We start from the raw sequence: 24373 nt of genomic DNA on the forward strand, positions 1-24373 counted from the left end.
GCCGAATATCTGCAATGTATGAATGACGTGACCGATACTCTGGATGCATTGGGGCTGCTTTGCCCCCTGCCCGTCCTGAAAGCCCGAAAAAGACTTAAACATCTGCCTGACGGTGCCGTCTTGCGGGTGCTGGCGGATGACCCCGCAGCAGTCATCGACGTTCCGCATTTCTGTGCAGAGGCGGGCCACTGCTTGGTATCCCAGGGCGAGCGAGACGGCCACCAGTTTTATCTTATCCGCAAAGGCGGATGAAAAAGGCGGGCCCGATTGGACCCGCCTTTTTCAGTTCATCAGCTTCCCAGCGACCACCATCCACGCCGCTTGGGCTTGGGCGGCTCCTCTGGCTGAGGCGGCTCTTCCGCCACCACCTCCAAAACCGGTTCCGGCTGTTCCTCGGCTACTTCAGGAACAGGCTCGACATCAGCTTCCGGTTCCACCGGCTGCTGGGTTTCATCAGCAGACTGTTCTTTTGCCTCTTCGGCTTCAGCCTCCGGTTCAGGGCTTTCAGCCTCGCTTGGCGCATCATCCGTATTTGCCGTTGCTTCAATCGGATCGGCGTTCACGTCAACTTCGCTTACCACAACGATTTCTTCAGCCTCTGCAGCATTCTCGGAAAGATTGTCCTCTGCGGCTGGCTCAGAAGCCTCATTCGATACTTCCGCTTCTGCGGGAGTTGAGTCCTCTGTGACTTCTACATCTTTCTTCTTCCGGCGCGGAGCTCGACGCTTTTTCGGTTTTGGCGCCTTTTCAACGGCCTCGTCGCCACCCTCACCTTCAGCGTCAGACGCATCAGCCTCAGAGGGCGAAGCTTCCTGCGGCTGTTCAGCACCGTCTGCAGACTCTGCGGATTCTTCGCTGGATTCGTCATTCACATCCACCGCATCGGCGTTTCCACCACCCTTCTTGCGACGGCGACGACGGCGTTTCCGCTTGGGCTTTTGCTCTTCCTCGGTCTGAACGGTCTCTTCTTCTTCGTCCTCTGCCGCATCGACCTGATCCATCAACGAAGCGTCCACCGAAACGACCGGCGCCGTTGCTTCTGGCACGATCCGGCTGGCGGTCTTGAACTTCTCCATCGAGAAGTCCGGGCTGACCAAATGCACGTCACCTTCAATCCGAACCGACAAGCCATACCGCGCCTCAATCTGTGCGATGTGTTCGCGCTTCTGGTTCATCAGGAAGTTGGCGATGCTGACAGGGCAGCGTACCAAAACCTCACGCGACCGGCGGCGCGTGCCTTCTTCTTCGATCTGCCGCAGTATTGACAGCGCCATATTGTCATCAGACCGGATCAGACCGGTTCCATGGCAGGATGGGCAAGGTTGCGTAGTCGCCTCAAGCATTCCTGGACGCAGACGCTGACGGCTCATCTCCATCAGGCCAAAACCCGAGATACGCCCCATCTGAATACGCGCACGATCTGTTTTCAGCTTATCTTTCAAACGCTTTTCGACCGCCGAGTTGTTCTTGCGTTCATCCATGTCGATGAAATCAATGACAATCAGACCGGCCAGATCACGCAAACGCAACTGGCGCGCGACCTCGTCAGCCGCCTCAAGATTGGTCTTGAGCGCTGTTTCCTCGATCGAGCCTTCCTTGGTAGCCCGGCCCGAGTTCACGTCGATCGCCACCAGCGCCTCAGTCACGCCGATCACGATATAACCGCCAGACTTCAGCTGAACCGTCGGGTTGAACATCCCGGCCAGATAGCTTTCCACCTGATACCGTGCAAACAACGGCAGCGCATCCTCGTACCGTTTCACGTTCTTGGCGTGGGACGGCATGATCATCTTCATGAAGTCCTTGGCAATGCGGTAACCGCCTTCGCCTTCAACAAGAACTTCATCAATATCGCGATTATACAGATCACGGATCGACCGTTTGATCAGATCGCCTTCTTCATAGATCTTTGCAGGTGCAATGGATTTGAGCGTCAGTTCGCGAATTTGCTCCCACAGGCGCTGCAAATATTCATAGTCACGCTTGATCTCTGACTTGGTCCGCTTTGCACCGGCGGTCCTGACAATCAGCCCTGCGCCGGTCGGTACATCAATTTCAGACGCAATATCCTTCAGCTTTTTGCGGTCTGCCGCATTGGTGATCTTGCGGCTAATGCCGCCGCCACGCGCAGTGTTAGGCATCAACACACAATAGCGTCCGGCAAGTGACAGATACGTCGTCAACGCAGCGCCTTTATTGCCGCGTTCTTCCTTTACAACCTGCACCAGAAGAACCTGGCGCACCTTGATAACTTCCTGAATCTTGTATCGACGCGGACGCGGCTTGCGCGGCGGACGAATATCCTCGCTGTCGTCTTCGTCTGCAACGGATTCAATACTGTCGTCCTTGTCCGTTGCATCAGAACGGGCAACCGTCGGCTTTTGGTCGTCTTCGTCCTCAGCCTCGGCGGCGGCGCCATCTTCCTCGCCCCCACGATCTCCCTCTACGGCCTCGGCAGAAGAATCTGCACTGGGCGCTTCTTCGGCGGACACTTCAGCGTTCTGCGCTTCATCGGTACCTTCCTCCGATGAAGCAGCGTCGGTGTCACCTTCATTGGTAACTTCCGTTGCATCCTCCGGGTTCACATCTTCTGATGCAGACTCTTCAGGATTGGCTGGCGCGTCTGTTTCATCAACTTCTGCCGCTTCACCATCATCCGGGGTTTCAACAGGCGTTTCCGCGACCAGCTCGATCGGCGAAGTCCCTTCCGGTACCGCCAGATCTACTTCTTCCTCACCCGAATCCAGGTCAATGGTTTCCATGCCGGTCGGTTCGGACGCCAATTCCTTGGTCTCGATCAGGTCGTCTGATTTTACGTCTTCCGCCTTGGTACGGGACCGTGACCGCCGCCTCTTGGGCTTTGCCTCATCAGCCTCGTCCCTCGCCTTCATCGCCTCGGCATAAGCGCGCTCTTCTTCCATCAGTGCTTCGCGATCAGCGACCGGAATCTGATAGTAGTCGGGATGAATTTCGGAAAACGCCAGAAACCCGTGCCGGTTTCCGCCATAGTCTACAAACGCCGCCTGCAACGACGGCTCAACCCGCGTTACCTTTGCGAGATAGATATTGCCTGCAAGCTGTCGTTTGTTCTCGGATTCAAAGTCAAACTCCTCAACCTTGTTTCCGTCCACCACCACGACGCGGGTTTCCTCCGCGTGGGTGGCATCGATAAGCATCTTCTTTGCCATGTTTCCTTGGTGCACCGCGCCAATAACGCTGTCCTCCGCCGTCCGGGAGGACGGGCGCTTTTGGGGTGGTGTCTTGTCAGGGCGATTTCAGACGGCGCGCGGCAGGGTCTGGCGCATTGGCCCCCTGCCCGTTCATTCAATCGTCGCGCGCGCGTCATCGCGGTTCTTTCTCCGACAGGTGCGATATAAACTCGCTGCCTGCCCATTATTCCTTTCGCCCGACTACTCGGACAAAGGCATTCTACTGCCCACATCAGGGGCACAATCGGTCTGCTTTGCCTCGTGGGGACTATCGCCATCCGCGGCAGAGCAGCGAAACTCAAAGGTTCGGGGCTTAGGGGCACCAAAACGGCCCGGCCCGTCCCGCCACAATAAAAGCAGTCTTGTGGAAAAGACAATGGGCAAACTGCAGGCGCACTGCTCCAAACACCCGATCAGAACCCATTCCCGCACACAAATGCACAGGCAACGACCTAATCAGATGGATCTCATCATCTGGCCAGAAGTACTTTGGGGGTGAATTGAGCCGCAGGTTCAAGAGGGGGCTGGCCCCCTCCCGGCGCTAAATGGCAATTTTACAGATAGTCTGAACGCTGCAGCCCGTACTTTGCCATCTTCTCGTTCAGTGTGCGCCTCGGCAGGCACAATTCGTCCATAACAGATGCAATCGACCCCTTGTGGCGGCGCATGGTGTTGTCGATCAGCATCCGCTCGAACGCCTCAACATATTCCTTGAGCGGCTTGCCTTCCGTCGTCATGACCGGCTGCATCTCTTCGTGATCCGACATGAGCAACGACGCAATCGTTCCCGATCCCCGCCGCGATTGCAGTACGGCCCGTTCGGCTATGTTGATCAACTGGCGCACGTTACCGGGCCAAGGTGCCTGCAACAGCTGCGCAGCCTCCTGAGCGCTGACCTGCGGTGCGTCACACCCATATTCTTCGGCGAATTGCTCGCTCAGGCGGGTAAACAGCGTCAGGATATCCTCTCCCCGCTGTCGCAGCGGCGGCATTGTGATACGCAACGCCGCCAGACGATAGAACAGGTCCGGGCGCAGAACGTCCTCACTGGTCTTGCCTGCCTCCTGCAGATTCGAAATGGCCACGATCCGTGTCTCGGCGGGCGTGCCCTGCTCATTCATCATGCTTAGCAAACGGGCCTGAAGCGTATCACTCAACGCTTCAACATCCTCCAGAACCAGCGTTCCGCCTCTTGCCTCTTCGACTGCGGGCAACTGGGCGTCCTCGGGCATCATCGGCCCGAACAGACGCTTTGACAGCGCCTCTTCCTCAAGCGCCGCGCAGGAAACCAGAACGAACTTCTTACCCGCCCGGCTGCCAACCGCATGCAACGCATGGGCCACAAGTGTCTTGCCAGTGCCGGTTTCGCCATCAATCAGTACATGACCATCGGCCTGTCCCAGATCCAGAATATCCTCGCGCAGGCGTTCCATCACCGGGCTGGCGCCGATCAGTTTGTTCATGATCTGGGTGCCACCCGACAGCTCACGCCGCAGCGCCCGGTTGTCCAGCGTCAGACGTCTGGCGTTGCTGGCGCGTTTTGCCAATTCGGACATACGGTCCGGGTTAAAAGGCTTCTCAAGGAAGTCGAACGCTCCAACGCGCATCGCTTCCACTGCCATCGGCACATCCCCGTGACCGGTAATCATGATAACCGGCAGGGTGCTATCCACGCCCATGAGCTTCTTCAAAAGCTGGATACCATCCATCCCCGGCATTTTGATGTCCGAGATCACAATCCCGGGATAATCGGCGCCCAATACCTTCAGCGCCTCTTCGGCACTGGCAAAGGTTTCGGTGTCGTATCCGGATAGTGCCAGCCACTGGCTAATCGACTGACGCATGTCTTGTTCGTCGTCCACAATGGCGATTTTCATGGCCTGTGCCATAATAATTCCTCGTTTATTCAGCGGCCTCGAGGCCGTCTTTGCCAAGTATCGGCAATTGCATTTCAAACACTGCACCACCGAGTTGTCCATTGCGCGCGGTCAGCCGTCCCCCGTGGTCGTTCACGATCCCGGACGAGATGGCAAGCCCCAGTCCAACGCCGTCCCCGGGCTGCTTGGTCGTGTAAAACGGTTCGAACAGGTTCTCGATATCCTTGATCCCGTAACCGTTGTCGCGCACCGTTAGGACCGCCATGTCCCCCGCTGCAAGGATGATTTCAACATCCGGCTCTGCAACAGATTTGGTGGCGTCCAGTGCATTTCGCAAGAGGTTCACCATGACCTGTTCGATCCGCATCCTATCCCCCAAGACTAACACAGGTTCCTCGGGAATGATCTGAGTGATCTTAACATGGCGTTGGCGCAACTGTGGCTCCATCATCGAAAGCGATGAAGCCAATGCTTCGCTAAGATTTACTGGGGAAAACGCATCCGCCCCTTTTCGCGCATAGGATTTCAGCTGGCGTGTAATCGCGCCCATTCGCTCAATCAGGCCGTCGATACGTCCAAAGCTTGCCAGCGCTTCTTCCGGCCGGTTACGGCGCAACAAAAGGCGTGCGCCAGCAAGATAGGTTTTCATCGCCGCCAGCGGCTGGTTCAGCTCGTGACTGACGGCCGCAGACATCTCACCCAAAGCCGCTAATTTTGAACTTTGCGCCAGCGTCTGTTCGGCAACTTCCAGCGTCTTTTCAACACGTTCCCGCTCAGCAATTTCCCGCTGTAGCCTTGCGTTCAATGCGCGAAGCTCCGCCGACTCGCGCTGAAACAGCGTCATGCGAAGCGTTGCCCTGCGGCTCAGCGCATAAAATGCCAGCGCCAGAAGAATCGCAAAGCCCATGATCTCCAGCGCCAGCACGCTGTTCACCTTTTCCCGAATCGAGGCGTAAGTGGTGAACGAAGTCATCTGCCAGCCACGGAACGGTATCCGGGTTTCCATCCGCATCACCGCCTCGCCTTGCAGGTAGGCATCGGGTGGCAGAGAGGTCCAGTCGGTCGTAGCACGAATTGCCTTCAGTATGGCGTTCTGGGGCGGTTGCCTCAGCATTGCGGCATTTTCGTCCAGCCCCCGCCATTGTGGCTCTGTCGACAGGATAATCGTACCCGTACTGTCGGTCACCATGACCGCGTCGGAAATCCCAGCCCAGGCTCGTTCGAATTTTTGCAGATCGACCTCGACAACGATTACGCCAAGAATTTCCGCCCCTGCTTCCATTCGCCGGGAATAGGAAAAACTGTACCCACCGGAATCGCGCTGAATGACCGAAAATAGTGTGGCATTCGATCGTATTGCATCGACAAAGTATGCCGAATTTCGGTGTGCCTCGCCCAATCGGTTCCGGTCTGTGGCCGCTACCGTGCGACCATCCCGGTCCAACAGCATTAATGACGCTGCACCAATTTCCTCCACAAACGAAATAAGGCGCTGCGTCGATAATGAGTAATCGCTGGACTGTAAGGCGGATATGAGCGTCGGATCACGCGCCAGCAACTGCGGAACGATTGCGTTTCGGCGCAGTTCGCTCAGCAGGTTACCTGAATAAAGCGCCAATCTAAGCTCGGCGCGATTGCGAGTGGATTCGGTAAATCTGTCCGTCAGAAGACGATTGGTGATCCACACCGTCGCGACCGCGCACAACAGCAGTACAACCACAGCCAAACGCAAGCGCCACCCCAATGGCGGGCCGCTAAACAGGTTCCTAAGCTTGCTATGTTCAGGTTGGGTTTCCGACGTCATGGCCAGAAGCTACGCCCCTGAACCAGCGTACTCAAGTCACGCCGGTGCGAGGACACCTGACAATGCGCGGAAGAGCGCCACCCCATCCGTTCCGCCGTGGCCCTCATCCGCCGCCCGTTCAGGGTGCGGCATCATGCCCAATACCCGTCGGTTGTCGGACAGAACCCCCGCGATGTCGTCGCACGAACCGTTTGGGTTGTCGGCATAGGTGAAAGCGATGCGATCCTGATCGCGCAGGGCTGCCAGCGTTCCGTCATCTGCAAAATAGTTGCCATCGTGGTGTGCGATCGGAATGTTGATCACGTCACCCGCATTGTAACCTTCGGTGAACGCACTGTCGCTGGTCTCCACCTTCAACCCAACGGTTCGGCAGATATATTTAAGGCCCGCATTGCGAAGAAGAGCCCCCGGCAGAATGCCGGTTTCCGTCAAAATCTGAAACCCGTTGCAAATCCCGACAGCGTAACCACCCCGAGCAGTATGTTCGACCACTGCCTTGCAGATCGGTGACTGTGCCGCGATGGCGCCGCAACGCAGATAGTCGCCATAGGAAAAGCCGCCCGGAACGCCGACGATATCGACACCATCCGGCAGCGACGCGTCCTTGTGCCAGACCATGTCCACCTGAAAACCGGCCTGTTCGAAGGCAACGGCCAGATCACGGTCACAGTTGGAACCGGGAAAAACAACAACGGCTGCACGCATGGCAAAACCTCCTGGGTCTCAAATCAATGGGTTGCCGCATCCGCGGCCCGAGAGGGTCAGACCAGCTCGATCTCGTAGCGTTCGATAACAGTGTTGGCGAGCAGCTTTTCGCACATCTCGGTCACATCCGCTTCGGTCGCCCCTTCGGTCAGTTCAAGATCGATCACCTTGCCCTGACGCACGCCCTCGACCTTGTCAAAGCCCAAGGCACCCAACGCGTGACGCACCGCCTCGCCCTGCGGGTCCAGAACCCCGTTCTTGAGCATCACATGTACCCGTGCTTTCATTTCATGCAACTCCACCTGTGCCCCGCCAACCAACGGAACCTTTTCCTTTGCGCGGGGGATACCCTGCTTCAAATAATTGGACAACCCTTTGCCATGAGGACTGATGACCGCAGGTAAGTCGTACTCAGTTTGATCCGGCGCCAGTCTGCCCGGAACTCAACCCCGGATAATGTGCATCAATGGCGTGGAATGTTCCGGTCAGTACCATCTCGACCGATACTGCGACCAGAATTATCGCCATAATACGGGTAATTACACTGATCATTGTCGGGCCAAGAAACCGCGAAATACCGTCGGCAAAAATCAACCCAAGGCCGACGATGGTACAGGCAATCAGTACCGCAGACCCTAATGTCACAACCTCGGCACCCGTGGGCAGCATATGGGCAAACACAATCGTCGTTGCGATCGTCCCGGGTCCGATCGTCAGGGGAATCGCCAATGGCACCACGGCGATGCTTCCCTTCTTGGCATGTCCGTCCTTGGCCGCATCCTGATCTCCCTGCGATCTGTCCGAGGCGTTCAGCATGGTTAGACCAACGCCAAAGATTATGATCCCGCCCGCAATTCGGAATGACGGAATATCAATTCCAAATATGGCAAGCACCTCTTCTCCGACCATTACGGCGACCAAGGCCACTACGGTCACCGTCGCCGTCACGATCAAGGCAATGCGTCTCCGCTCGGACTGAGAGTAGCCTTCGGTCATTCCCAGAAAGATCGGAATGCCATAGAGCGGATTGAAGATTGCCAGCAAAGCCGCAAGGAACTTCAAAAATATCGCCTGATCAAACAGTTCGCCCATTTTTTGATTACCCTTGTTCCAACTGCTCTCAGAAAAGATCGAAACCAGACTGCACTGTCAATCTGACCGAGCGGGCAAATAAAAAACGCGAACCGTCAAAACAGGCGATTCGCGTTTCATTTCTTGTGGCCACAAACCCGTGGCGGATACGAAGTCAGTTGATCAGCGTTGGCTTGGTTACCGCTGACTTGGGCAGCACACCCAAACGGCGCGCGACTTCGGAATAGGCGTCAGTCAGGCTTCCCAGATCCCGGCGGAAAACGTCCTTGTCCAGTTTCTGGCCGGTTTCAATATCCCATAACCGGCAACTATCCGGGCTGATCTCATCCGCCACGATCAGGCGTTGGAAGTCACCGTCGTACACACGACCAATCTCGATCTTGAAATCGATCAGACGGATGCCCACTGCCAGCATCATGCCGCTCATGAAATCATTAACGCGCAGCGCCAGACTCAGAATATCGTCCATGTCCTGCTGACCAGCCCAGCCAAACGCGGCAATATGTTCTTCGGTCACCAAAGGATCACCCAGCGCGTCATCCTTGTAGCAGTATTCAACAATCGGACGCGGCAATTGTGTGCCTTCGGCAATGCCCAGACGTTTTGTCAGCGATCCGGCGGCATAGTTGCGTACGATCACCTCCAGCGGGACGATTTCGCAGCTGCGCACCAACTGCTCGCGCATGTTCAGACGACGAATGAAATGCGTAGGCACGCCAATCTGGGCCAGACCCGTCATGAAGAATTCGCTCAGACGATTGTTCAGCACGCCTTTGCCTTCAATTACGTCTTTCTTTTCCGCGTTGAAGGCGGTGGCGTCGTCCTTGAAATACTGAACGATCGTACCCGGTTCCGGGCCTTCGTACAGAATCTTGGCTTTGCCTTCATAAATCTTCTTGCGACGCGCCATAAGCGACCCTTCCAGTCTGGAGCGAGGGATTGAGTCCCTTCGCGTTGGCGCCCTCATAAGCCAAGCCCCCCTTTCCCGCAAGTTTACATGCCCGAGGGGGTTTGACGCAGCGCAAATACCTTGCGCACCGTGGCGCGTATGGTCATATCATCAGGAAATAAAATGTCACCCAAAGAGGTCCTTAATACCATGACCACATTTGACGAACGCGAAACAGCGTTTGAAAACAAATTCGCCCACGACGAAAAAATGCAGTTTCTTGCCCGCATGCGCCGTAACCGGTTTATGGCTGTTTGGGCTTCTGCACTGAAAGGTGAAACTGTCGAGAAAGCCCGGAAATATGGGCAAGAACTGGTTCAGACTGATCTCCAGCACGTCAGTGAAGATGATGTGGTCAATGCCGTACTTGGCTATTTGGGCAATCTGACCGATGAACAAACCGTTCGTCAAAAGATGGCCGAATTACTGGTTGAAGCAAAAGAACAGGTTCTCAGCGAATCTGAGTAACTTGGCCAAAAGCTCATGATCTTCATGAGCTTTATGAATTTGATTTGACGCCCCGTTCATGAAACATGGGGCGTCTCTTTTTTGGTGTGCAGGAAACACCACTTTTTTGGATCACAACAATGACAAACGCGCTTTCCAAACTGCTCGACACCGCTGATGCCATCCTTGCGGATGGTGCGACCGGGACAAATCTGTTCGACATGGGCCTTCAGTCCGGCGACGCACCTGAATTATGGAATTGCGATGCACCTGAAAAGATCACGGCGCTGTACAAAGGCTCTGTCGATGCGGGCAGCGATCTGTTTTTGACCAACACCTTTGGAGGATCGGCGGCAAGACTGAAATTGCACGATGCGCAAGGTCGTGTCCGCGAGTTGAATCGTGCAGGCGCAGAAATTGGCCGGGAAGTTGCAGACAAAGCGGGTCGAACCGTGATCGTCGCAGGGTCAGTTGGCCCGACCGGAGAGATCATGGAGCCCGTTGGCAGCCTGTCCCATGCCGAGGCCGTCGAAATGTTCCACGAACAGGCTGAGGGTCTGAAAGAAGGCGGTGTTGACGTTCTGTGGCTGGAAACCATCAGCGCCCCCGAAGAATTCCGTGCTGCGGCCGAAGCATTTGCTTTGGTGGATATGCCCTGGTGCGGCACCATGAGCTTTGACACAGCCGGGCGCACCATGATGGGCGTTACGTCCTCCGATCTGGCGCAGTTGGTTGAAACGCTACCCAATCCGCCAATTGCATTTGGGGCAAATTGCGGAACTGGCGCATCAGACATTTTGCGCACGGTATTGGGGTTTGCGGCCCAAGGTACCGAGCGCCCGATTATTTCCAAGGGAAACGCCGGTATTCCAAAATATGTCGACGGACATATTCACTATGACGGAACCCCGGAGCTCATGGGCCACTATGCTGCGATGGCGCGGGATTCTGGTGCGACGATCATCGGCGGCTGCTGCGGTACAAAGCCAGAGCACCTGCGCAAAATGCGTGAAGCTCTGGATACGGGAACACGCGGAAACCGCCCGACGCTTGATCAGATTACCAGCGCATTGGGGCCGTTCTCGTCGGCATCGGACGGAACTGGCGACGACGCAGAAGCCACCGAGCGTCGCGGACGTCGACGCCGCAGAGCCTAAAAGCTGAACTTCGCCAAAAGTTACGAGCCGCCCAAAGGGCGGCTTGTTTCATTGTGACGGTTCGAATGCAGCAAGTAATGCCCTGACCTGAGCAGTCGGCACACCCAGATTCGATCCGCCGAACTCGGGAATGATGGCGGCATTCACCGCCACGACCTCTCCTGACAGGTTCAGAACCGGACCGCCGCTGCCGCCATGCGTGGTTTCGGCATCATAGACGATGGCGGCGTCGGTGGCCTGCCCAACAATCCCCCTGCTGGAAAGCGGCGACATCAATCCGGCCTCTGACAGGCGCGCAGCAACCTGCCAGAACCCTGTTTCACCCTTCTCCCGAAGCTGTTCCACGAACGCCTCGCCCGATTGCGCCAATAGCGACATGAGACCTGTGGGATACCCCATCACAAGTACTTCTTGTCCCGGCTCGGGGACCTGATCGGCCATAGGTAATCCGTCAGGCAATTTCATGTCCTGCACAGGCCTGATCAGAGCCAGATCCGCTGAATCGCTGACTGCAACCCGGGAAAGGTCGACGGGGCCGGTCTGATCCGGAAAATAGGCCACAAAGCGTATCATCCGAGGCTCCATCGCTTCACCACCTACGCTGACCCCCGGCTCCCCTTCCCACGGAACGGCGACGTGCCTGTTTGTGACGATCAGGCCGGTATCGCGCAGAACAAACCCTGTTCCGTTAAACTGCACTTCGGCAACAGGTCCGTTCCCGTCCAGTGACAGCATTGGTTTGCCATTGGGTAACCGCATTGGCACCCCGCTGGGATCGAGAACTTGCCGCAACATGCGTTCCGATTCCACATGTACCAATCCGTACCCGCCCTGAATAAACGCAATTGCTTCAGTCGCCTGACCAACAACACGGGTGGCTGCCCCCGATCGCGCCTCCAACGACTGCAGCCGTTCGGCATGCACCGAAACCCGCGCACGCAACTCTTCCTGCAAAGCTGCCAGATCACCGGGCCGAATAACCTGCCGCTGTGTTTCGGACAGGGCGGCGGCGACAGCTTCTACCTGAAACTGACCACTTTCGATTTGGGCCTTCAGGTTTCGGTCTGCCTGAAACTGGGCAAAGACCGCCATCGCCAACAAAAGCAGCGAGATCAGAACGCCGGTACGAAACAACAGCGTCCTGTCGCCAACTATGCGTGAAAATACCCCGGATACTGAATGAACAATCCGGCTGGCAACCGGTTTTCGACTGCTGCGCAGATAGGATACGGCGTCGTCTAGGATTTCTCCAAAGGTAGGCTTGGGACAACTATCGTCGTCGTAAACCCTGAACCTGGATAATGGACCGATGTCCCCGAATTCGATCGTGTCGCCCTGTGAAAGCGGCGTTTGTAATACCGGGTTCCGATTGACCCAGATTTCCGCGCCATCAACGGCCTCGACCGAAAAAACCTCACCATCGCGCAACATACGCGCCACGTGCCGTCCCTCTGGCAGTCTTGCACCCGGTAACAGAACGCGCAGGCCACCATCCGGGTCCAGCCAGATGTCCATGGCGTCTGTTGTGATCCACGAGTAATGGCCCCGGTTTCGACCGGTGAGATGTTCCAGAACTGCGGCACAAGGGCTTGGTGTCGGGACTGTCATCGCCCGAGTATCACGCGCCTGCGCCAAAGCTTTGTCAATGTCTTAGCGACCTTCGAACCTCGCGGGACGCTTTTCAAGAAAGGCTACGACACCTTCAGTGAAATCACGCGTGCGCCCGCAATCGCCCTGCAGATGCGCCTCGATCGTCAACTGCTCGGACAGGTTCTTGTCATACGTTCCGCGGATCGCCTTTTTGATCGCACCGAAACCTGCTGTGGGGCCTTTTGCAAGATAATCAGCCCGCTTGCGCCAATGAGCATCGAACTGGTCATCCGCTACCGCTTCCCAGATCAACCCCCAGTCATCGGCCTGACGGGCGCTGATCTTGTCTGCAAAAAGTGCGGCCCCCATGGCCTTGGCAAAGCCCATCTGGCGCGGCATGAACCATGTACCGCCTGCATCCGGCATCAGGCCAATCCGGGCGAAAGCCTGTAAGAAATACGCACTTTCAGTTGCAATGACGACATCGGCGCACAACGCCAGATTCGCCCCCGCTCCTGCGGCAGGGCCATTCACCGCGGCAACAGTTGGAACGGGGCAGTCGTACACCGACTCAAGCATGGGTTCGTATTCGTCCCGCAGGGAACGTTCGAGGTCGATGTTACCCGTACTCGACGCGTCGCCCAGATCCTGCCCGGAACAAAACGCCCCTCCTGCCCCAGTCAATACGATTGCGCGGGCATGGCGCGCCGCATGTTTCATCGCATGGGTGATCTCGGCCCGCATCTGGGCTGTCAGCGCGTTCATTTTGTCCGGCCGGTTCAAAGTCAGAACCGCAAGATCGTCAGTAATATCGAGAAGAACGGATTCGTATTCCATGAAAGACCCTCGCGTGCGTTTTAGCTGCCTGCAAACTGACGTAAGCTAACGTGAAGGGAAAGCGGAACCGCGCGTCACTCGTCCAGAATTTGACGCAGCCGTTCCTTTTCCTCGTCACTCAACCCGGCGCTTTCGGGGTTTGAGGACGACCGCGACCGGCCTCTGAGGAAATTCCAGCCAAGCCCCGCCGCAATCAACATCATGATTGGCCCAGAAAGCCACAACAGCATGTTGGCGCCTGTATTGGTCGGCTTGAGAAGTACATATTCGCCGTAACGGTCAACAATGAATGCCACGGCTTCTTCATCAGTATCACCTGCCACTAGTCGTTCACGCAGCAGGATACGCAGGTCGCGGGCCAGATCTGCGTTGCTTTCGTCGATGCTTTCATTGCGGCACACCAGACACCGCAACCCGGTGCTAAGATCACGCGCGCGCGCCTCAAGTGCAGGATCGTCCAGAACTTCGTCCGGCTCGACTGCGAACAGCGGTGATGCCGCAAGCAACAGGATCAGGATAAACCGTTTCATTCTGCAGGCACTCCCTTAACCGGGGTCTTGCGCGCACCAGCAGCGACACGAAAGCGCCGATCCGACAGGCTGAGCAAGCCGCCAAGTGCCATCAGAATGCAGCCCCCCCACAGCCAGTTGGCCAGCGGTTTGATATAGGTCCGCATGATCCAGCTTCCGTCGTTCTGGCGGTCGCCAATCACGACATAGACGTCACGCAAAAAGCGATAGTCGATGGCGGCCTCGGTCGTCGGCATACGCGCCACCGGATATTCTCTTTTTTCGGGATGCAAAGTGGTTACGAAACGGCCGTTCTTTTCCACCAGAACTGACGCCATAGTCGAATTGTAATTTGGTCCCTGAACACTTTGAACATCTTGAAGTGTCAGAGTAAACCCACCGACCTCAAAGGGTGCGCCAAGGTTCGTGACGCGAATATCCTCGACCTCCCACGACGTCAAACCAGCAATGGCAAAGATCGTGACCCCCAAACCGGTGTGTGCAACGGCCTTGCCCCAATCCGCGCGCGGAAGGCGCATCAGGCGTGCCAGATTCCCCTTGCGACCAGTGCGGCTCCACAGATCAACGGCTGCACCGAAGGTGATCCATGCACCAAGGAACAGCCCGACCGGCCCCAGTGCACTGCGCCCGCTTTGCATCGCCCAAACCAGCAGCGCCAGCGCCAACGCCAGTCCAAACGCGTAACGCAGAGACCAGGCAACACGCCCCAGCTTGCCCCGCTTCCACGGCAGCATCGAGCCCAAGGGCAGAACCAGCCCCAAAACGACCATAAATGGCGTGAATGCCGCGTCGAAGAACGGCGCCCCGACTGACAGTTTCCGATCAAACAGCATTTCGGCCACAATCGGCCAAAGCGTTCCGAAGAACACCACAAAGCAGCTTACGGCCAGCAGAATGTTGTTCACCACCAGGGCGCTTTCACGGCTGATCATGCCGAATACACCCTTGGCCTGCATGGCCTGAGCCCGCGCGGCGAAAAGAGTCAGCGCGCCACCGATGAAAATGATCAGGATGAACAGGATAAAGACACCCCTTTCGGGATCATTGGCAAAGGCATGAACCGAAGTCAGCAAGCCCGAGCGCACGATGAACGTGCCGATAAGCGAAAAACCAAACGCAATGATCGCCAGCAGGATCGTCCAGCTTTTCAGCGCTTCGCGCTTTTCGACCACAATGGCCGAATGCAGCAACGCGGCAGCCAACAACCACGGCATGAACGATGCGTTTTCGACAGGGTCCCAGAACCAGTACCCACCCCAACCAAGCTCGTAATAGGCCCACCATGACCCCAGTGCGATACCGATGGTCAGGAACATCCAGGCCGTCAACGTCCAAGGACGCACCCACCGCCCCCATGCGGCGTCCACGCGCCCCTCGATCAGGGCGGCGACGGCAAAGCTGAACGCCATACTCAGGCCCACGTATCCAAGGTACAAAAACGGCGGATGGAATGCGAGGCCCGGGTCCTGCAACAGCGGGTTTAGGTCCTGCCCGTCAAAGGGCGGCACAGCTAGCCGGACAAACGGGTTTGACGTAAACAGAATGAACGCAAAAAACGCCACGCCAATCGCCGCTTGAACAGCCAACACGCGCGCCTTCAGCGTAGGCGGAAGCCCACCCCCAAACCAAGCGGCCAAGGCGCCGAACAGCGTGACGATCAGGACCCACAACAGCATTGAGCCCTCGTGGTTCCCCCAGGTGCCGCTGATCTTGTACAGCATCGGCTTGGCAGAGTGGCTGTTCTCGACCACCACACGCAACGAGAAATCCGACGTCACGAACGCCCAGACCAGCGCACCGAATGCAAATGCCGTCAGCAGAAACTGCGCTGTGGCAGCGGGCTCGGCAAATGCCATCCATCCGGACCAGCGTTTACCGGCGCCAACCAGTGGGACAACGGTCTGAACAATCGCGACGAAGAACGCGAGGATGAGGGCGAAGTGACCAAGCTCTGTAATCATGGTGTGGGTATAATCCCACGCTCAGACAGGCGCCAATCACTTTCGCCGGTTTCGGGCGCACATAGTGTCGCGGTTTAGCTGTTTTTTTGCTTCAGCCATACAGTCAGAGCCGGATTGTCATCAGGTTCAATCGACTTCATCGCAAGTTCCGCATCGCCATTGGTTTCAGCGTTTCCAGGGTTGTCATGCCGCAGTCTTTGCAACGCTCGGGCATTCGTTGCAATTTCGGGCGCTCGCATCATCGTCGCAGCGATTTCACGCTGCAAATCCTGCGCTTTGGACTGATGACGCGCACCGAAATAGAACGAAACAACCACTCCGAACAGCCACCAAAGCGGTTCTGGCACCAGTGCAATCCCCTGCATCCGCGCAGCAAACCACAGCGGATCGACCATCGCAGACACAAAAAGCCCGATGGCCCCCAAGGCCAGCGCCGGGCGCGGAATACGATTGATCCCATCCATTAAGCGATCAAAGCCGCCCTTTCGCGACACCTGAAACTCGGCCGCGAACTGAGCCATGGCCTGCCCGTGCACAGAAACCGCCCTTTCGGCCCCTGCTTCTGCGTTTTCGCGAAAAACTTCCGCTGTCTCGCGCACTACGTTTCGTCCGCCGCCGAACAACAAGCTCAAGAAACCCGATATCAGGCCCATGCCGCCACCCTGCGCTTAAACTCTGCGTCGCTCATGTGGTACTTTGGCGAAAGGAACTCTTCCGCCCGGCGTATCCACCCGCCTTTACCCCCTGACCTGTTGCGCGCGTATTTTCTCGATGCAGGTCTGCCGTCAGCAAGCCGAAAATAATAGTTCCGGCGCGCTATGCCGTAGGCGTCCCTCAAAATGATGGGGTCGGGCTCGGCCGCGTTCTGTGCTGCGGCCTGGGTCTGAGGGCCAATCACACCATCCACGGCAACGCCAAATCTCATGTCCCGCAGCAACCGTTGCAGAACTTTTACGGCCTGCGCCCCGGCGTTGACATACATATCGAACAGCGACGGTTGCAGCGCTTCGGGCATACGCTCCAAGCAGGGTTGTTGATAGTAATGACGCAAGAAGATTTCTACCGCATCATCCCGGCTGAGCGCGTGAACATCCGCCAAACCGATCCGCCCATCGCCGGTCAGGTCCAGCCCAAGCCTGCGAAGTGTGTGGATTGTAACCCCGTATTTCGTGGCGCCGCCGGGATCGTCAGGGTCGTTAACAAATCCCCCTTCACGCGTCACGATATCCTCGGCAATCTGCCGTACAGTCTGCATCTAACCACCTCCGGTAAATGCAGGGACGGTCCCGAAAAGAGGTTAAGATTGGCAATACAAAACGAGCGCTGCGTGGTCCTTCCACGCAACGCTCTTTGTTATCGGTTTTCGAATTTCGACCGGATTTGTGGGCGGATCAGCTTTCGCCGGCCTCTTGGTAAACACCCTGCTCTTTAAGGGCATCCATGACTTCTTTCGGCATGTATGTTTCGTCGTGTTTCGCAAGAATTTCAGTAGCTTCGAACACACCGTTCACATATTTTCCGGTGCCGATCATTCCCTGATTTTCGGCGAAAAGATCCGGCAACACTCCAGTGAAAACCACCGGCACAGTTTCACCGCCATCCGTCACCGAAAACCGCACGACCTCTCCTTGACCGCGAACCAAAGTCCCTTCTTCGACAAGTCCGCCGATGCGGAACACTTCAGTCGGTTCCGGCGGTTCAGCTATGATCTGACTGGGTGAGCGGAAAAAGTTGATGCCGTCGCGCATCGCATACCCAATCAGTCCCGTCGCAATCGCAAGAGCCAAAGCAGCCAACACGATTACCTGAATACGGCGACGTTTCTTGAGCGATTTCATCTCGTCCTCACGGGAACAATGGGGCCATCATCAGGCCCATGGTTTCGTTTTCACCTAACATCAGGTTCGCGTTCTGCAAGGCTTGCCCGCTGCTACCTTTTGTCAGGTTATCCAAGGCGCCGATTACGATCGCACGGCGTTCGATCCGATCTGCAGCCACGCCGATATGGCAAAAATTCGATCCCCGCACGTGGTGCGTCGACGGAGCCTCACCAAATGGCAACATCTGTATAAAGGGTTCGTTTTCATAGGCGTTACACAACACCTCATAAACGCTCTGCGGGTCACCCTTTACGTAGGTCGTCGCAAGAATTCCCCGGTTCGCTGGAACCAGATGGGGTGTGAACTGCACGTGGACGGTGCGCCCCGCAAGCTTCGAGAACTCCTGATCGAACTCACCCAGATGCCGGTGAGTCCCGCCAACCGCATAAGCGTTGTAGCCTTCGCTTAATTCTGCGTGCAGAAGGTTTTCCTTCAGCGACCGACCTGCCCCGGACACGGCGCATTTCAGATCCAGAATGATATCATCCAGATCAATCACCCCAACCCCAATCAGCGGACGCAGGACATACTGACCAGTTGCCGCGTTGCATCCTGTGCCAGCCACAAGACGTGCCTGCCGGATTTCCTCGCGAAAAAATTCAGTCAGGCCATAGACCGCCTCTTGTTGCTGCGTCAGCGCAACATGAGGATTGCCGTACCACTTTTCATATTCAGCCGGGTCACTCAGGCGAAAATCTGCGGACAGGTCCACGATTTTCAGGTTTTTGGGCAGCTCACGAATAACTTCCTGACTCGTCTTGTGCGGCAGCGCGCAAAAGCACAGGTCGATCTGTGAGAAATCGATCTCGGATATCTTGCACAAATCCGGCAGGTCGAGGTGCCGCAGATGCGGAAAGACCTGAGCCATGCTTTGCCCAGCCTTACGCTCGGCCGCCAGTGCAACGATGTCCATGTTAGGGTGCTCGGCGATCAGCCGCACCAACTCTGCGCCGGTATAACCGGAAGCGCCAAGGATTGCGATTTTATGGGTCATGTCAGACCTCTTGTCTTGATGTGTCACATGTCACGACCGCCGATGCGACGGCCTTGGGAATACGGGATGGGTTAAGCGCGGTCCTTGACCGAAGTCAGGCGGCCTCAAAGGTGATAGGTCGTCGGAGGAACTGCGTCGCCCGGTCGCTAACAAAGCCTGGCTTGCCTGTGGTCAGAAAGCCGCCTGTGCCTTCGCCCAACATGTTCGGATGCCGCCGTAGGTAGTCCGCAAGACTTGCGGCTACCAGATCACCCTGACTGAATACCTTCACATCCGGTCCAAGTGCGGCCTGAAACGTTTCGGCCATCAGCGGGTAATGCGTGCACCCAAGTATGGCAGCTTGCGGATGCGGCATTTTGCGTTTGAGCGCATCCACATGAGAACGCACCAGCGCCTCAGCCAGAATCATGTCACCATCTTCGATGGCGTCTACAACGCCACCACAACTTTGTGCCTCAACATCAACGCCAATCGCGCGGAACGCCAGTTCGCGCTGAAATGCGCGGCTTGCCACGGTTGCAGGGGTCGCAAAAAGCGCAACATGCTTCACCTCAACCTCGCGCGGGGGCGAGTTGTCGCCCCACTGCCGCTCGGTCAGAGCCTCGATTAGCGGAACGAATACGCCCAGCACGCGTTTTCCGTCCGGCACACCTTCTTCCTGCATACGACGAAGCGCTGCAGCACTTGCAGTATTGCAGGCGAGGATCACCAGATTGCACCCCCGATCCCACAGGGCATGCACGGCGTTGCGGGTCAGAGAATAAATATCCTCGGCGTCACGAACACCGTAAGGCGCATGTGCGCTGTCCGCATAATACAGGAAATCCACGCCGGACAGATGTTCCTGCGCGGCGCCAAGGACGGTCAGCCCGCCCAATCCGGAATCAAAGATGCCTACTGCCATTAGCCCCTTCAGGCGCGATGCCGTTCCTCAAATTCATAGCCATAGTCATAAGACTTCAGCGGCTTCGGGGACAGCTCATACGTGGCTTTGCGCAGAAAATCCATCATCTTGCGCGTATCAGTGGCCAATGGGTCCAGAACATCGCGCCCAATGGGGTCACCCACAACCACTCTGACCGGTGTATCGACCCTTTTCTTGAACTCTTTGATCAGCAGTCCCATGCGCAGCGTGTAATGCAAATGGCTGGCGATCTGGAACAGGCGCGAGGTATGTCCATCAAAGAAAAGGGGAACAACTGTTGCATTTGATTTGGCAACCATCCGCGCAGTAAACCCGCGCCAACCCGGATCCATCGGATGAGAAAACGGCGTTGCGGCGGTACTGACGGTACCGCCGGGAAAAATACCGATAGCTCCACCCTGCCCCAAGTAATCCAAAGAGGTCCTGCGGGTCTGCAAATTCAGCTTCATCGCCTCTTTCGTATCGTCGAACGAAATCGGCAGAATGATTCTGTTCAGGTCTTCGGCTTTGCGAAACACCTGATTGGCCAGGATACGAAAGTCACCGCGCGTCTCCGACAGGATGTGCCCCATCATCAGACCATCCAAAATTCCGTACGGATGATTGGCGATCAGGATCAAAGGACCGTCTTTGGGGATATTCGACAGCGCACCGCCGACCACATCCAGCGACAGGCCGTAGCGCTCGACCATGACTGCCCAGAAGTCACGCCCGCTGGCGACTTCTTTTTCATACCCATCCGCGCGCTTGATCAGCCGCAGACGGCCAGTTGTATTTTCCATCAGCTTGATCATCGCCTGCCCACCCTTGGTTTCGGCGGAAAAGGCGTATGAAATGTCACGAGCGACATGACGGCGCGAAGGCATGGGCAACTCCGATGGTTTGTCGGCAAAATATGCGCAGACAGCGATTTTGCCCAGACTTCGTGACAGGCGTGTGACGATTTACTCGGCTGCAGCCTTCAGCTCTGGCCCTCCCTGGCTGATGGTTGCAAGCAACTCTTCTCGTCTTTTGGCCGCTTTGGCCTCATTCGCCATTTTCACCGGACCAAACCCCCGGATTTCCAGCGGTAGTTGGCCTAACGCCACGATCGCATCACGCGTGTCGGCTGACAACTTCGGAAGGACGTCCTTCATGTCCTTCTCGTATTGACGGATTAAAGCCCGCTCCATTTTACGCTCGGCACTATAGCCAAAGACATCCAGCGGTGTGCCCCGAACCCATCGCATCCGCGACAACAGTTTAAGCGGGCCAAGCATCCACTCTTTGTATTCCCGTTTCTTGGGGCGGCCATCCGCGCCTTTTCCTCCCAGAAACGGCGGCGCGAGGTGCAGGGTCATCTTCAGATCACCGTCAAACTCAGCCGCGGCCTTTTCGCGGCTGCTCATCAGCAATCGCGCGACCTCGTATTCGTCCTTATAGGACAGCAGTTTATGATATCCCTTGGCAACCGCCTCTTTCACAGATGCGTCTTCGATACCCTCAAGCAGCTTGCGATACCGTCTGGCCAATCGCTCGCCCTGATACGCGATCAGATGGTCGGCGCGGAATTCGATTTTCTCATCAAGTGATTTTGGAAGTTCGACAACGCCCGGCTTCAGGATTTTGCCTACCTCGTCAGGATGCAGTACGGCCCACCGTCCGACTTCGAAAGCCCGCTTGTTGCGTTCGATTGCCGTTCCGTTCAGCTCAATCGCCTGCGATATCGCATCATGACTAACCGGAAGCAGCCCGCGCTGCCACGCCGCGCCAAAGACCATCATGTTCGAATAGATCGAATCGCCCATCACAGCCCGCGCCAATTCGGTCGCGTCGAACAGAGCGACCCCGTCTTTCAACCGCGCCTCGAGTGCCAGTTCCAGCTGATCGCTCGGGATGTTGAACTCGGTATCACGGGTAAAATCCCCGGTTATGATCTCATGATTGTTAACTACGGCACCGGTCACCCCGGTTTTCGTCAGACCCAGAGTTTTGGATCCCGCCGACACAACCAGATCACCACCAATCAGCGCGTGCGCTTCCCCCGTCGCCACCCGAATGGCGCTGATATCATCAGGAGAGTTGGCAAGACGGCAGTGGATGTGCACCGCGCCGCCTTTCTGGGCAAGGCCAGCCATTTCCATCATGCCCGCGCCCTTGCCGTCGATCTGGGCGGCTTGCGCCAGCACGGCGCCGATGGTCACAACCCCGGTTCCACCGACACCAGTGATTACTACGTTGTGGGTGCCATTGATTTGCGGCAGGTCCGGCATGGCCAGGTCCGGCAGTTCAATGTGCGTCGTCGCCTCTTTGCGGATTTTCGCACCTTCGAGCGTGATGAAGGACGGGCAGAACCCGTTCAGACACGAGAAATCCTTGTTGCAGCTTGACTGATCAATGGCCCGCTTGCGCCCCAGTTCGGTTTCCTTGGGAACGATCGAAACACAGTTTGACTGAACACCGCAGTCGCCGCATCCCTCACAAATGTCCGAATTGATGAAAACCCGTTTGTCCGGATCGGGAAACGTTCCGCGCTTGCGCCGGCGGCGCTTCTCGGCAGCGCAGGTCTGAATGTAGACGATGGCTGAAACACCTTCGATATCCCGGAACCGCTTTTGCACATTCATCAGTTCTGACCGTTCAGAGGTTTCAACGCCGGCCGGCAATGCCTTGAAATTCACATCCTCTTTCTCGTCGTAAACAACCGCTATGTGTTTAACGCCCATAGCCGTCAGTTCATTGACGATCCGTTCCGAACTCAAACCCCCTTCATTTTCCTGCCCCCCGGTCATGGCAACCGCGTCGTTGAACAGAATTTTGAAGGTGATATTGGTCCCAGCCGCCAATGCGGCCCGAATTGCCTGAACGCCCGAGTGGTTGTAGGTGCCATCCCCAAGGTTCTGGAAAACGTGGTTGGTCGTGGAAAACGGCGCCTCGCCGATCCAGTTCGCACCTTCACCGCCCATTTGGGTGAAACCTGTCGTTTCCCGGTCCATCCACTGCACCATGTAGTGGCAGCCGATCCCCGCATAAGCACGGCTTCCATCAGGAAGCCTTGTCGAACTGTTGTGCGGACACCCAGAACAGAAATAGGGCAGACGCGTCGCGATTTCCTGAGCGTTATCAGCCCGGCGCGCATCGGAAAGTTTCGCCAGACCCGCCCGGATTCCATCTGTATCGTGACCTTCTTCGATCAGGATTTGCCCAAGTTTCTCGGCAATCATAACCGGGTCCAGGGCACCCCGTGTCGGGAACAGTTCCTCTCGGTGCATGGTTCCTGCGCCGCCCTTGTACCACCCGTAAACCCTCCGGCCGCGACGATCGTCAAAAATGGCCTCTTTGACCTGCACCTCGATCAGCTTCCGCTTTTCCTCGACAATGACGATCAGATCCAGCCCTTCGGCCCAGTCGTGGAATCCCTTCATGTCCAACGGGAAGGTCTGACCGATCTTATAGGTGGTTATGCCCAACCGTTCGGCTTCATGCTCGTTGACATTCAACAGGGACATGGCGTGCGTCAGGTCCAGCCAGTTCTTGCCAGCGGCCACAAAGCCGATCTTGGCGCCCGGCTTGCCCCAGACCCGCTTGTCCAGCTTATTGGCATGCGAAAATGTCTCTGCCGCGAAACGCTTGTAATCGATGATTCGCGATTCCTGCAGATGCGGTGTATCTCCCAGCCGGATGTTCAATCCACCGTCAGGCATATCAAATTCCGGCATTACAAGCTGCATGCGGTCCGGACGACCGTCCACCACCGACGTGACCTCGATGGTGTCTTTCATCGTTTTGAGACCAACCCAAACGCCCGCAAACCGACTGAGTGCAAAGCCGTAGATGCCATAGTCGAGGATTTCCTGCACACCTGCCGGACTGACCACCGGCATATACATATCGACCAGCGACCATTCGGACTGATGCAAAACGGTCGAGCTTTCCCCGGTATGGTCATCGCCCATCGCCATCAAAACGCCGCCATGCGCAGACGTTCCGGCCATATTTGCGTGCCGCATCACGTCACCGGACCTGTCAACCCCTGGCCCCTTTCCGTACCAGAGGCCAAAGACGCCATCGAACTTGCCGTCTCCGCGCAACCCGGCCTGCTGACTACCCCACAAGGCAGTTGCCGCGAGATCTTCGTTCAATCCGTATTGAAAGGTTATGTCATTTTCGACGAGCTTTTTCTGCGCCCGGGTCATTTGCAGATCGACCGCCCCCAAGGGCGAACCTCGATATCCCGTGACAAGGCCTGCTGTATTCAGCCCCAGCGACTGGTCCCTGACCTTCTGCATCATCATCAGACGCACAAGCGCCTGCGTTCCGTTTAGCAAAACGGGACTTTTTGACAGGTCAAACCGGTCATTCAGAGTTATTTTCGGCTGACTCATCTGACGTCTCCCCTCGCCTGATTAGTGTGCTCCAACTTCCCTTATATTAGGT

General features: G+C 56.7%; 21 protein-coding genes. 3 read left to right on the top strand and 18 right to left on the bottom strand.

Features of this window, described 5'->3' with window-relative positions:
- The first annotated feature begins 18 nt into the window (after positions 1–18).
- Positions 19–252 (top strand): sulfurtransferase TusA family protein, encoded by a 234-nt coding sequence (locus ACR0NA_RS00325; RefSeq protein WP_480725969.1) that lies wholly within the window; start codon positions 19–21, stop codon positions 250–252.
- Between the two features lie 38 nt (positions 253–290).
- On the opposite strand, the gene ACR0NA_RS00330 is transcribed toward ACR0NA_RS00325, so the two are convergent.
- From ACR0NA_RS00330 to purC, 7 genes are all read right to left on the bottom strand, one after another.
- Positions 291–3188, bottom strand: coding sequence for an Rne/Rng family ribonuclease (locus ACR0NA_RS00330; RefSeq protein WP_480725079.1), 2898 nt, complete (start codon positions 3186–3188; stop codon positions 291–293).
- Between the two features lie 575 nt (positions 3189–3763).
- Positions 3764–5098 carry a sigma-54-dependent transcriptional regulator gene (locus ACR0NA_RS00335; protein ID WP_170652427.1) on the bottom strand — a complete coding sequence of 445 codons (1335 nt, stop codon included), beginning with the start codon at positions 5096–5098 and terminating at the stop codon, positions 3764–3766.
- A gap of 13 nt (positions 5099–5111) precedes the next feature.
- Entirely contained in the window at positions 5112–6890 is a 1779-nt protein-coding gene (locus ACR0NA_RS00340) for a sensor histidine kinase (RefSeq protein ID WP_480725082.1), read from the bottom strand.
- A gap of 36 nt (positions 6891–6926) precedes the next feature.
- Entirely contained in the window at positions 6927–7595 is a 669-nt protein-coding gene (purQ, locus tag ACR0NA_RS00345) for a phosphoribosylformylglycinamidine synthase subunit PurQ (RefSeq protein ID WP_480725084.1), read from the bottom strand.
- A gap of 56 nt (positions 7596–7651) precedes the next feature.
- Positions 7652–7882 carry a phosphoribosylformylglycinamidine synthase subunit PurS gene (gene purS, locus ACR0NA_RS00350; protein WP_170652422.1) on the bottom strand — a complete coding sequence of 77 codons (231 nt, stop codon included), beginning with the start codon at positions 7880–7882 and terminating at the stop codon, positions 7652–7654.
- Positions 7883–8006: 124 nt separating this feature from the next.
- Positions 8007–8687 carry a MarC family protein gene (locus ACR0NA_RS00355; protein WP_480725086.1) on the bottom strand — a complete coding sequence of 227 codons (681 nt, stop codon included), beginning with the start codon at positions 8685–8687 and terminating at the stop codon, positions 8007–8009.
- 154 nt (positions 8688–8841) lie between these two features.
- Complete coding sequence (gene purC, locus ACR0NA_RS00360; protein ID WP_170652418.1) at positions 8842–9597, bottom strand: phosphoribosylaminoimidazolesuccinocarboxamide synthase; 756 nt, start codon at positions 9595–9597, stop codon at positions 8842–8844.
- A gap of 189 nt (positions 9598–9786) precedes the next feature.
- Here purC and ACR0NA_RS00365 point away from each other — a divergent pair, with 189 nt between their 5' ends.
- Together ACR0NA_RS00365 and bmt are read left to right on the top strand one after the other, a co-directional pair.
- Complete coding sequence (locus ACR0NA_RS00365; protein ID WP_480725088.1) at positions 9787–10104, top strand: DUF1476 domain-containing protein; 318 nt, start codon at positions 9787–9789, stop codon at positions 10102–10104.
- 119 nt (positions 10105–10223) lie between these two features.
- Positions 10224–11240: a betaine--homocysteine S-methyltransferase gene (gene bmt, locus ACR0NA_RS00370; RefSeq protein WP_480725090.1), complete on the top strand. Its 1017-nt coding sequence runs from the start codon at positions 10224–10226 to the stop codon at positions 11238–11240.
- A 48-nt stretch (positions 11241–11288) separates the two neighbouring features.
- Here the strand turns inward: bmt and ACR0NA_RS00375 are convergent, their stop codons facing one another.
- From ACR0NA_RS00375 to ACR0NA_RS00425, 11 genes are all read right to left on the bottom strand, one after another.
- On the bottom strand, positions 11289–12848 hold the full coding sequence (locus ACR0NA_RS00375; protein ID WP_480725093.1) for a S1 family peptidase: 1560 nt from the start codon (positions 12846–12848) through the stop codon (positions 11289–11291).
- Positions 12849–12890: 42 nt separating this feature from the next.
- Positions 12891–13667 carry an enoyl-CoA hydratase-related protein gene (locus tag ACR0NA_RS00380; RefSeq protein ID WP_480725095.1) on the bottom strand — a complete coding sequence of 259 codons (777 nt, stop codon included), beginning with the start codon at positions 13665–13667 and terminating at the stop codon, positions 12891–12893.
- A gap of 74 nt (positions 13668–13741) precedes the next feature.
- Positions 13742–14197 (bottom strand): cytochrome c-type biogenesis protein, encoded by a 456-nt coding sequence (locus tag ACR0NA_RS00385; protein ID WP_170652409.1) that lies wholly within the window; start codon positions 14195–14197, stop codon positions 13742–13744.
- Positions 14194–16158 (bottom strand): heme lyase CcmF/NrfE family subunit, encoded by a 1965-nt coding sequence (locus tag ACR0NA_RS00390; RefSeq protein WP_480725097.1) that lies wholly within the window; start codon positions 16156–16158, stop codon positions 14194–14196. Before ACR0NA_RS00390 ends, ACR0NA_RS00385 begins: the two co-directional genes overlap by 4 nt.
- Before the next feature lie 74 nt (positions 16159–16232).
- Complete coding sequence (locus ACR0NA_RS00395; protein ID WP_480725099.1) at positions 16233–16811, bottom strand: holin family protein; 579 nt, start codon at positions 16809–16811, stop codon at positions 16233–16235.
- Positions 16802–17413: a holin-associated N-acetylmuramidase gene (locus ACR0NA_RS00400; protein WP_480725103.1), complete on the bottom strand. Its 612-nt coding sequence runs from the start codon at positions 17411–17413 to the stop codon at positions 16802–16804. Before ACR0NA_RS00400 ends, ACR0NA_RS00395 begins: the two co-directional genes overlap by 10 nt.
- 136 nt (positions 17414–17549) lie before the next feature.
- Positions 17550–17996 carry a cytochrome c maturation protein CcmE gene (ccmE, locus tag ACR0NA_RS00405; RefSeq protein WP_170652401.1) on the bottom strand — a complete coding sequence of 149 codons (447 nt, stop codon included), beginning with the start codon at positions 17994–17996 and terminating at the stop codon, positions 17550–17552.
- 7 nt (positions 17997–18003) lie between these two features.
- Positions 18004–19032 carry an N-acetyl-gamma-glutamyl-phosphate reductase gene (argC, locus tag ACR0NA_RS00410; RefSeq protein ID WP_480725106.1) on the bottom strand — a complete coding sequence of 343 codons (1029 nt, stop codon included), beginning with the start codon at positions 19030–19032 and terminating at the stop codon, positions 18004–18006.
- A gap of 94 nt (positions 19033–19126) precedes the next feature.
- The gene (locus ACR0NA_RS00415) at positions 19127–19936 is read right to left on the bottom strand and encodes an aspartate/glutamate racemase family protein (protein ID WP_170652397.1); all 810 of its coding nucleotides are present in this window, start codon (positions 19934–19936) and stop codon (positions 19127–19129) included.
- An 8-nt stretch (positions 19937–19944) separates the two neighbouring features.
- Positions 19945–20823 (bottom strand): lysophospholipid acyltransferase family protein, encoded by an 879-nt coding sequence (locus tag ACR0NA_RS00420; protein WP_480725108.1) that lies wholly within the window; start codon positions 20821–20823, stop codon positions 19945–19947.
- Positions 20824–20901: 78 nt separating this feature from the next.
- On the bottom strand, positions 20902–24321 hold the full coding sequence (locus tag ACR0NA_RS00425; protein WP_480725111.1) for an indolepyruvate ferredoxin oxidoreductase family protein: 3420 nt from the start codon (positions 24319–24321) through the stop codon (positions 20902–20904).
- Between the last annotated feature and the right edge of the window lie 52 nt (positions 24322–24373).

The organism is Ruegeria sp. C11 (genome assembly GCF_056537725.1).